This window comes from Streptomyces sp. NPDC021020 (genome assembly GCF_044333285.1).
In the GTDB taxonomy this organism is placed as follows: Bacteria; Actinomycetota; Actinomycetes; order Streptomycetales; family Streptomycetaceae; genus Actinacidiphila.
This window is the reverse complement of the sequence record NZ_JBIRQQ010000021.1, coordinates 1-9461: the sequence shown is the minus strand read 5'-3', so window position 1 is coordinate 9461 and position 9461 is coordinate 1. Positions and strand designations below refer to the sequence as shown.

At 72.5% G+C, this 9461-nt stretch carries 7 protein-coding genes and 1 rRNA gene; 1 reads left to right on the top strand and 7 read right to left on the bottom strand.

Going from position 1 to position 9461, the window contains the following annotated elements; all coding sequences use genetic code 11:
- Positions 1 to 168 precede the first annotated feature (168 nt).
- The 6 genes from hpf to mtnA form a co-directional block, all read right to left on the bottom strand.
- Positions 169 to 855 carry a ribosome hibernation-promoting factor, HPF/YfiA family gene (gene hpf / locus ACH4SL_RS36950; protein WP_398454659.1) on the bottom strand — a complete coding sequence of 229 codons (687 nt, stop codon included), beginning with the start codon at positions 853 to 855 and terminating at the stop codon, positions 169 to 171.
- 309 nt (positions 856 to 1164) lie between these two features.
- On the bottom strand, positions 1165 to 1842 hold the full coding sequence (locus tag ACH4SL_RS36945; protein ID WP_398454657.1) for a ComF family protein: 678 nt from the start codon (positions 1840 to 1842) through the stop codon (positions 1165 to 1167).
- A gap of 146 nt (positions 1843 to 1988) precedes the next feature.
- The gene (locus ACH4SL_RS36940) at positions 1989 to 3821 is read right to left on the bottom strand and encodes an LpqB family beta-propeller domain-containing protein (RefSeq protein ID WP_398454654.1); all 1833 of its coding nucleotides are present in this window, start codon (positions 3819 to 3821) and stop codon (positions 1989 to 1991) included.
- Positions 3821 to 5749 carry an MtrAB system histidine kinase MtrB gene (mtrB, locus tag ACH4SL_RS36935; protein WP_398454652.1) on the bottom strand — a complete coding sequence of 643 codons (1929 nt, stop codon included), beginning with the start codon at positions 5747 to 5749 and terminating at the stop codon, positions 3821 to 3823. Before mtrB ends, ACH4SL_RS36940 begins: the two co-directional genes overlap by 1 nt.
- Position 5750: 1 nt before the next feature.
- A complete protein-coding gene (gene mtrA / locus ACH4SL_RS36930; RefSeq protein ID WP_106966605.1) occupies positions 5751 to 6440 on the bottom strand; it encodes an MtrAB system response regulator MtrA in 690 nt (229 codons plus the stop codon).
- Positions 6441 to 6587: 147 nt separating this feature from the next.
- Positions 6588 to 7652 (bottom strand): S-methyl-5-thioribose-1-phosphate isomerase, encoded by a 1065-nt coding sequence (gene mtnA / locus ACH4SL_RS36925; protein ID WP_398454648.1) that lies wholly within the window; start codon positions 7650 to 7652, stop codon positions 6588 to 6590.
- A gap of 111 nt (positions 7653 to 7763) precedes the next feature.
- Here mtnA and ACH4SL_RS36920 point away from each other — a divergent pair, with 111 nt between their 5' ends.
- Positions 7764 to 9233: a hypothetical protein gene (locus tag ACH4SL_RS36920; protein WP_398454646.1), complete on the top strand. Its 1470-nt coding sequence runs from the start codon at positions 7764 to 7766 to the stop codon at positions 9231 to 9233.
- Between the two features lie 141 nt (positions 9234 to 9374).
- Here ACH4SL_RS36920 and rrf read toward each other — a convergent pair.
- Positions 9375 to 9461, bottom strand: a 5S ribosomal RNA gene (gene rrf, locus ACH4SL_RS36915); the annotation flags it as partial.

Here is a 9461-nt window from a genome sequence, read left to right as displayed (position 1 = left end):
CGGTCCCATACCCCCACACCCCCCCCCCCACCACCCCACCCGACCCCCCTCCGCCCTCCCCTTCGGCCTCGCGGGGGGGGGGGGGGGGGGCGGCGCCGCCCCCCCCCCCCCCCCCCGCGCCGTACCGAACGGTCGGGCCTCCGACCGTTCGGTACGGCGCTCCGCCGGTCAGCGGCGCAGCGCGCCGCCCGCGCCGCCGGGGGCCTGCGTCATCGCCTCGTCGGAGTTGAGATGGATGACGCCGTAGTCGTAACCGTGCCGCCGGTAGACCACGCTCGGCTGCTTGGTGTCGGCGTCCACGAACAGGTAGAAGTCGTGTCCGACCAGCTCCATCTCGTACAGCGCCTGGTCGAGCGGCATCGGGGCGGCCGCGTGCGTCTTCTCCCGGACCACCAGCGGGCCCTCGCCGCGCACCTCCAGCGACGCCATCCGCCGGGTCGGCACGCCCTGCTCCTCGTCCGGGCCGGGGACCGGGTCCCCGTCCCCGTTGAGATAGGCGGCGTCGGGGACCACGGAGGACACGTCCGCGGCGGGGATCCGGCCCGCTCCGCGGCGCGTGTGGCGCTTGCTCGCGGCCTTGCGCAGCCGCGCCTCCAGCTTGGTCACCGCGACGTCCAGCGCGGCGTACGGGTCGGCGGCGGCGGCTTCCGCCCTGATCACCGGCCCGCGCGAGTTGAGCGTGATCTCCACGCGGTCGGCGCGCTCCGCCTGCCGCGGGTTGAGCTCCTTGGACACCTCGACGTCGAGGCTGATCACCTTGCCGTCGAGCTTCTGGATCTTGTCCAGCTTCTCGGTCACGTGCTTCCGGAACCGCTCCGGCACCTCGGTCTTGCGGCCCTTGACGACGATGTCCACGCAGAACTCCGTTCCCGGACCCCGCCGTCTCATCGGCGGCGATCCCTTTCGCTGAGGCCGGACCGGGAAACCGGTCCCGTCCGGCACTGCGTCGGCAGCCGCTCCGCTTCCCCGTCGGCCGGGAACCGCGGAGCTGCGGCTTTCACCTCCTCCTGCCCAACGAGGAAGATCATCACCCCGTGGTGTTGTCTTCCCTCTACCCCGAACATAGTCCCGGAGTGCAGAAGTCGGCATCCGCAGCGTCCGGACACCTCCGTTCGAGTGAATCCCGACCGCCGCCACCTGCGACAACGCGCATCCGAGTGGATTTCAGCGAAGGCCGACATCCGCCACCACCGCCGCCCCCGCCACCCGTCCGCCCGCCACCGTGACCGCCTGCGCGGCCACGCTGAGTGACGTCCCGGTCGTCACCAGGTCGTCCACCAGCACCACCGGGACCGCCGCCAGCAGTCCTGCCGCGCCCCCGGCCGCCTCGACCGCCCCGGACAGGTTCGCCGACCGCCCGGCCGCGTCGAGCCCTGACTGGTCGGCGACCAGCCGCCGCTGCCGCAGCACCGCCGCCGCCCGCGCGGGGGTGCCCTGCCCGCGCAGCACCGCCGCGGCCGCCCTGGCCATCCGCGCCGTCGCGTCATGGCCCCGCCGCGCCACCGCCCGCCGCGCGGACGGCACCGGCACCAGCAGCACCGCTCCGGCGACGTCCAGCCCCGCCACGGCCGCGGCGAGCGCCCTGCCCAGCGGACGGGCCAGCCCCAGCGCACCCCGCTCCTTGTGCGCCAGGAGTACGGCCCGCACCTCGTCGCCGTACCGCGCCACCGCGCACACCGGCGGCAGGCCCGGCGGCTCGGGCACCGGGCGCACCCGCCGGACCGAGGCCGCTCCGCCCAGCAGCCCCCGGCAGCGCTCGCACAGCTCCGTACGCGGCAGGCCGCAGCCCGCGCAGTCCACCGGGAGCACCAGCCCGGCGATCTCCTGCCACCAGCCCCGCATGACTCCACTGTGACGGCCCGCGGCGGTGCCCTGCCAGTCACCCGTTCGAGGGCTGTGGAAAACCCCGGCCGGGGCCGCCGCACGGCCCCCCGCTCCGGGGTGGACCGGGCCCGGGCCGACAGCCCGGGCCGACCGGACCGAAGCCGTCAGCCCGGGTAGACGGGGCCGGAACCGGCCGGGGTGACCTTCTTCCAGTTCAGGTCCTGGGACTGCCAGTAAACGCTGCCGTGGGAGGCGGCGACCAGCGACACGGTTGCCTGGTCCGGGGCCTCGGACGCCGCCACCGAGTCGGCCTCGCCGATGGTGTCCGACGCGGGCGACACCGAGCCGTCGGTGCTGACCCACTGGATCTGCTGCCCGCTGCCGGCCGGGTCGCTGCCGAGCACCACCAGTCGGCTGCCCCCGGCCCAGGACACCGACAGGACGCTCTCGTCGACCGGCGTGATGTCGCGGAGATCCTGCACGGTGAACTCCGGCTGCGATGCCGTCCCGCCGCGGTCGACCCGGCCGAGCATCAGCAGGTCCCGCCCGTCCTCGGACACCACCAGCGCGATCCGCACCCCGTCCGAGGCCACCCGCAGCGACTCGATGCGCCCTTGGAGCTCCGGGACGTCGACCGCGAAGGGCTGCCCCGTACCGCCGGGGAGCACGTACAGCCGGGAGACGGCCGGGTTGCGGTCGGCCACCCACAGATCGTCGAAGCCGTCCCAGCTCGGCGCGCTCAGCCCGTTCTTCGGGTCCTTGGCGGCGCTGGTCAGCGGGGCCGTCTGGGCGGTGGCACCGTCGGCGAGCTGCGCAACGACCAGCTGGCGCCCGTCGGCCTTGACCGCGGCGGCCGCGTCCCCGTCCCGGCGCACCGCGGTCGACCGCAGATCGGCCTTGTCGGCACCGAGCGGCCCGCGGACCGGGAAACCGGACGTGCTGCCCGGCGGCGTCACCAGCAGATTGTGCTTCTCGGTGCCGATGTAGAACGGCCCGTTCACCGTACCCACGAGCGCGCCCGGCCCGTACTGCCCGGCCTCGTCCCTGGCGATCGTGCAGGCCTCACTCCCGTCCGTGCGCTGCACCTCCACCGAGGAAAGCTGCACCGACGACTGGCCCTGCACGGTGGCGAAGAGCTGCGCGGCGAGCCGACGACACGCCTCCCCACGCACTTTGTCCGCCTTGTCCAGGCGCACCTGGAGCCTCTGGGAGTCGTCCAGCGACACACTCGCCGTGTTGTGGCCGTGCAGCTGCGCACCGGCCGGAACAGCGGTGCTGACCACGGGCGCAAGCCACTTGCTCGGGCCGCCGAGCAGGGCGGTGACCGTGGCGGCGAGTGTGTCGGGCTGCTGCCTGCGCAGGTACACCGGGTCGGCGATCAGCGTCTGCCTGCTGCCCGGGCCGTCTCCCGATCCCCTGACGGCGAAGTAGTACATGTTCACCGAGTGGTATATGCGCTGGAAGTCCGCGGCGGACAGGAGCAGCCCGTTGTCCAGGACGCTGATCCGCCACTCGCCGCTCTCCTTGACCAGCTGGACCTCCTCGTGGAAGGCGGCGGTGGAAAGCCGGTAGGCGTTTCCCGCGTCCACTCTCGCGGTCTCACGGTTCGTCAGGTCGACCGTCTCCTGCGTCGCCTTCGTGTCCGTGTCGGGCATCTGCGGGGCCCGCGGCACGGAGGCGAGCACGGTGATACCGGCGAGCGGATTCCAGCGCTTCTTCAGATCCGTCGTCAGATACTGCTTGGCGGTGGCGAAGTCGGTCTCGCCGCTGGTGGTGGCCTCCAGGAAGCCGTTGACGATCGCCGCGGGCGTCTCGTGCGGCTGGGGCGGGACGCCGAACACCCGCACCTGGGTGTCGCCTTCGGCCTGCTGGCTGTCGTCGACCTTGCTGACCTCACCGCCGCTCGGCATGGACGCGCAACCCGCCAGCAGCAGGGCCGCGGACAGCGGCACCACCACCTTGGCCAGCCGCCCCGGCCGACCCCCCAGCCCTGCCATCAGATCTCGTCCTTCCGAACGGCTTCCCGGTGCCCGACGACCCGTGCCCCGCTGCCCGGCAGCGCCGCCGGGTCGGCTGTCGGCGGACGCGCGGACCCGGTGGACGGCATCGGCGGGATGAGCGGCGGCCGCGCCGGCCCCATCTCCCTGCGGTGCCCCTGCCCGGCCCCGCCACGCGGCTCCGGCACGCTCAAGGTGCCCGCTCCCGCCGAGGACGTCAGGCCGCGGTTGCGGCGCGAATCATCCGGCTCCAGCGGTATCGGCGAACTGCGCAGGCTGTCCCCCGCGGTCCGCGGCAGCGTCATACGGAACTGCGAGCCGCCGCCCGGCTCGCCCCAGGCGTGCAGCCAGCCGCCGTGCAGCCGCGCGTCCTCCACCGCGATCGACAGGCCCAGGCCCGTCCCGCCCGTGGTCCGCGCCCGCGCCGGGTCGGCCCGCCAGAAGCGGTTGAACACCCGGGTCGCCTCGCCGGGCTTGAGTCCGACACCGTAGTCCCGCACCGCCACCGCGACCGCGCCGTCAGCTGTCGCGAGCCGTACGACCACGTCACGGCCCTCGCCGTGCTCGATCGCGTTGACCACCAGGTTGCGCAGCACCCGCTCGACCCGGCGCGGGTCGGCCTCGGCCACCACCGGCTGCGCGTCGCCGCGTATCAGCACCGTGCTGCCCTTGCGCTCGGCCAACGGCTCGGCGGCGTCCACCACCTGCCGTACGACGTCGCGCAGGTCTATCGGCTCCGCCGACAGCTCCGCGGCGCCCGCGTCGAACCGGCTGATCTCCAGCAGGTCGGACAGCATCGACTCGAAGCGGTCCAGCTGGTTCTGCAGCAGTTCCGCGGAGCGCGCCGTCACCGGGTCGAAGTCCGAGCGCGCGTCATGGATGACATCCGCTGCCATCCGCACGGTCGTCAGCGGGGTCCGCAGCTCGTGCGAGACGTCGGAGACGAAACGCCGCTGCATCCGCGACAGGTCCTCCATCTGCTGGATCTTGACCTGGAGGTTCTGTGCCATCTTGTTGAAGGACTCGCCCAGCCTGGCGATGTCGTCCTCGCCCGAGACCTGCATCCGCTCCTGGAGCCGGCCCGCGGCCAGCCGCTCGGCGATCCCGGCAGCCATCCGCACCGGGGTGACCACCTGCCGGGTCACCAGCCAGGCGATGGCGCCGAGCAGCACCACGACGAAGATCCCAGCTGTCGCCAGCGTGCCCTTGACCAGCCCGAGCGTCTTCTGCTCCTGGTCGAAGGCGAAGAGGTAGTAGAGCTGGACCTCGTTGCCGCCGGGATCCGTGATGCGCTTGCCGACCGCCAGCGCCGACCGCGGCGGATTGCCGTCGTCGGTGTAGACCTTCGTGTACTGCTTGACGGCCCCCGGGGTGCGGTCGACGGCCGCCCTGAGTTCCTTGGAAACACTCTTCTGCAGGGCGTTGTCCGAGGTGCGCGCCCCCCGCGGTGTGCCACCGCCGGACTGGATGCCGGACTCGCCGCCGGGGCTGAGCACGACGATCCAGTACACGCCCTTGCCACCGCTGGAGAACTGCGAGGTCAGATCGGTCGCCCAGGCGCCCGAATCACTCTGCTTGGCCGTGGCGCCCGAGCCCGTGCTGTCGGTCTCCTGGCCGTCCTGCGTCGCCATGTTCTGCGCGATGGAGAAGCCGCTCATGGCCTGCTTGACCGAGGCCTTCTCCTTGGCGTCGAGCAGGCCGTTGCGCACCTGGCCGATCACGACGAAGCCGAGCAGCAGCACCACGCCGACGGACATCAGCAGCGTGAAGGCGACGACCCGCAGCTGGAGATTGCGCCGCCACAGCCGGGACGCCGGCTGCAGCGGACGCCGTGCCCAGCGCACGCACGAGCGGATGACCGGCAGCAGACCCCGCATCGGGTCCGCGAGCCGGCCCTCCAGCAGCTCACGCTCGTACGGTCCGCGCATGTCAGCCCGGTCCTGCCTTGTAGCCGACCCCTCGGACGGTCACGACGATCTCCGGGCGCTCCGGGTCCTGCTCGACCTTGGAGCGCAGCCGCTGCACATGCACGTTCACCAGGCGGGTGTCCGCCGCGTGGCGGTACCCCCACACCTGTTCCAGCAGCACCTCGCGGGTGAAGACCTGCCACGGCTTGCGCGCGAGCGCCACCAGCAGGTCGAACTCCAGCGGGGTCAGCGCGATCGGCTGCCCGTCGCGCTTGACCGAGTGGCCGGCCACGTCGATCACCAGATCGCCGATGGTCAGCTGCTCGGGCGTGGGCTCCTCGGCCCGGCGCAGCCGCGCCCTGACCCGCGCCACCAGCTCCTTCGGCTTGAACGGCTTGATGACGTAGTCATCCGCACCGGACTCCAGCCCGACGACCACGTCGACGGTGTCGCTCTTCGCCGTCAGCATCACGATCGGGACACCCGACTCCGCCCTGATCTGCCGGCAGACGTCGATCCCGTCCCGTCCCGGCAGCATCAGGTCGAGCAGCACCAGATCCGGCTTGGCCTCACGGAAGGCGGCAAGCGCCTTGTCGCCGTCAGCGCAGAACGACGGCTCAAAACCTTCTCCACGCAGCACGATGCCGAGCATCTCCGACAGCGCGGTGTCGTCATCGACGACCAGGACACGTCCCTTCATACCGACCATCATCCCATTTGCATATCGATACCGGTGACCTTTGGTGACCAAGGTCACGCTATGCGACCATTGTCCCTGCTTGTACGGTCTTGCGCTGCCCCCCATGTGCAGCCTGTGGATAACGGACGGAACGTCCCGCGGTCAACGATCCACGGAACGTCACCGAGCGGTCTGCTGTGCGCCCACCGACGCGAGACTCGCGGCGGTCACGGGTGACGCCACACCGTTCTCCGTGACGATCGCGGTGATCAGCTCCGGCGGGGTGACGTCGAAAGCCGGATTATAGGCCTGCGCGCCCAGCGGAGACGCCGCAAGGTCGGTCACCTCGTTCCCGGGGCGCTGCTCCACCTCGATCGACGCACCGTCCGCGGTGGCCGGATCGACCGTCGTCGACGGCGCCACCACGATGAACGGCACCCCGTGGTAGCGGGCGAGCACCGCCAGCGGATAACTCCCCACCTTGTTCGCCGTCGAACCGTCCGCCGCGATCCGGTCCGCCCCGATCAGCACCGCGTCCACCTTCCCCGCCGCGAAGAGCGACCCGGCCGCGTTGTCCGCGAGCAGCGTGTACGGCATCCCGGCCCGCGCCGCCTCGTACGCCGTCAGCCGCGCCCCCTGCAGCAGCGGACGCGTCTCGTCGACCCACAGCCGCCGCAGCATGCCCGCACGGTGCGCCGCCAGGACAACGCCCAGCGCCGTGCCCTGCCCGCCCGAGACCAGCGCCCCGGTGTTGCAGTGGGTCAGGATCCGGTAGCTGCCGCCGGGCGCCAGCTCCTCCAGCAGGCCAAGCCCGCGCGCCGCCATCTCCGTACTCGCCGCCGCGTCCTCCGCGTGCAGCGCGCGCGCCTCGGCGAGCGCCGCCGCCGCGGCCTCCTCCGGCCCGGCCGCGCGGTAGGCCTCCAGCGCCCGCCGGACGCCGTAGCCCAGGTTCACCGCCGTCGGCCGCGCGTGCGCCAGCTGGTCCGCCGCCTCCTCCACGTCGAAGCCGCGGGCAGCCGCGAGCGCGACCCCGTACGCCCCCGCAAGGCCCAGCAGCGGCGCCCCGCGCACAGCGAGGCAACGTATCGCCGACACCAGCGCCGGCACATCCGTGCACGCCAGCTCGACCTCCTCCCGGGGCAGCCGCGTCTGGTCGAGAAGCACCACGACCGGGCCCTCCGGCGGCTCCTCCCACCGCAGCGCGGGAACCGGGCCGGAAGCGGAATCCACCAGGTGATCATCCATCCGTCCAGTCTGCCCTGCCCGGTCCGTCCAGCGGCAGCCCGTGACACGATGGCGCGAGTACGGACACGCGTACCGGCAGTACACCCAGCACGTACGAAAGGGCAGCCTCCGATGACCAACACTCCGGGCTGGACCTCGCCCGGATCGTCCGGATCCCCGGAACCGGGCAACGGCGACAGCCTCGACGACACACCTCCCGCAGCGCAGCCGGACACCGGCGACGCAGCCCCGGTCCCGGCATCCGGCGCCGACCCCGGCACGCAGGAGGCCGTGAACGCCCCGGACACGCCGGAGAACGCCGACTCCGGCACTGTCACGCCCCCGGCGGCCAACTGGTCGCAGCAGCAGCCCCCGGCCGGCACATGGCAGGCCTCGGGCACTCCCGACGCCCCCGCTCCCTCCGGCCCCCCTGCCGAGCAGTCCGCGCCCCCCGTGGTGCCCCTGCCGCCGCAGCCCGGCCCGGGCCAGGGCGGCTGGGGTCAGCAGTGGACGCCCCCGCCCCCGCCCGGCCCCGACCACGGCGGCCCGCGCTGGGGCCCGCAGGCGCCCTTCTACGGCCAGCCGCCGATCGGCTGGGCCCCTGCCGTTCCCACCGCGCCGCGGCCCGGAGTCGTCCCGCTGCGCCCGCTCGACGCCGGCGACATCCTCAGCGGCGCCTTCGCCACCTTCCGCGCGCACTGGCGCACGGCCATGACGCTGGTCCTCGGCGTCGCCGTGCTGACCGAGGGCATCAGCGCCGTCGTCAACAGGTATCTGATCGACAACAGCAGCCTCGACAACCTCCAGGACGAGTCCGACCCCACGTTGGGCGACATCGCACACGCGATCGCCAATAGCGCAGGCGGGACCTTCCTGGTCATGCTCACCAGCGTGATCGGCGTCATCCTCGCCTCGGGCCTGCTCACCCTCGTCGTCAGCCGCGCCGTGCTGGGCCGCCCCGTCACCCTCCGCGCCTCCTGGCAGGAAGCACGGTCCCGGTTGCCGCAGCTCCTCGGCCTCGCGGTGCTGCTGCCCCTCGCACTCGTCGCCATCACCGCGGTGGCCGTGCTCCCCGGCGGCCTGGTCGTCTGGGCCGGTTCGGAGGACGGCGGCGTCGCGCTCGCCTCCCTCGGCATCCTGGCCGCCGTCTTCGTGTGCTTGTGGCAGTGGAACCTCTGGAGCTTCGCCGCACCCGCCCTCATCCTGGAGAAGCAGGGCATCCGGACCGCGATGAAGCGCTCGGTGAAACTCGTCACCGGTTCCTGGTGGCGCGTCCTCGGCGTGCAGTTTCTCGTCGTGCTCGTCACGGGAGTCACGTCCCTCCTCATCGAGCTGCCCTTCAACGCCATCGCCGGCGCGGTGGGCAACGGAAACGGCGGCCTCTTCTCCACGGACGGCGCGGCCGACTGGCCCACCGTCCTCATCAATGCGGGCGGCGCCGTCATCGCCTCCGTCCTGACCCTGCCGGTCAGCGCGAGCGCCGTCTCTTTGCTGTACGTCGACCAGCGCATCCGCCGCGAGGCGTTGGACATCGACCTCGTCCGCGCCGCGAAGATCCCCGGATACGAGGCTCCCGCCACCCCGTCCGACGTCCGCCGCTGACACTCGCCGACCAGGCCGCTGAGAGGGCCGCCTTCCTCCGGGAGGGCGGCCCTCTTCTTCGCGTGCCTGGGAACGGACTTTGGGAAACACAAAGAGCCCCGCTCCCGGATCAGATCCGGGAGCGGGGCTCCTGCAATATTTGTTCGGCGGTGTCCTACTCTCCCACAGGGTCCCCCCTGCAGTACCATCGGCGCTGAAAGGCTTAGCTTCCGGGTTCGGAATGTAACC

Bases quoted from the DNA above. Each gene is read 5' to 3' on its own strand.
- ACH4SL_RS36920 (WP_398454646.1), top strand. From the start codon at position 7,764: ATGACCAACACTCCGGGCTGGACCTCGCCCGGATCGTCCGGATCCCCG.
- mtrA (WP_106966605.1), bottom strand. From the start codon at position 6,440: ATGATGGTCGGTATGAAGGGACGTGTCCTGGTCGTCGATGACGACACC.
- mtrB (WP_398454652.1), bottom strand. From the start codon at position 5,749: ATGCGCGGACCGTACGAGCGTGAGCTGCTGGAGGGCCGGCTCGCGGAC.
- ACH4SL_RS36940 (WP_398454654.1), bottom strand. From the start codon at position 3,821: ATGGCAGGGCTGGGGGGTCGGCCGGGGCGGCTGGCCAAGGTGGTGGTG.
- ACH4SL_RS36945 (WP_398454657.1), bottom strand. From the start codon at position 1,842: ATGCGGGGCTGGTGGCAGGAGATCGCCGGGCTGGTGCTCCCGGTGGAC.
- mtnA (WP_398454648.1), bottom strand. From the start codon at position 7,652: ATGGATGATCACCTGGTGGATTCCGCTTCCGGCCCGGTTCCCGCGCTG.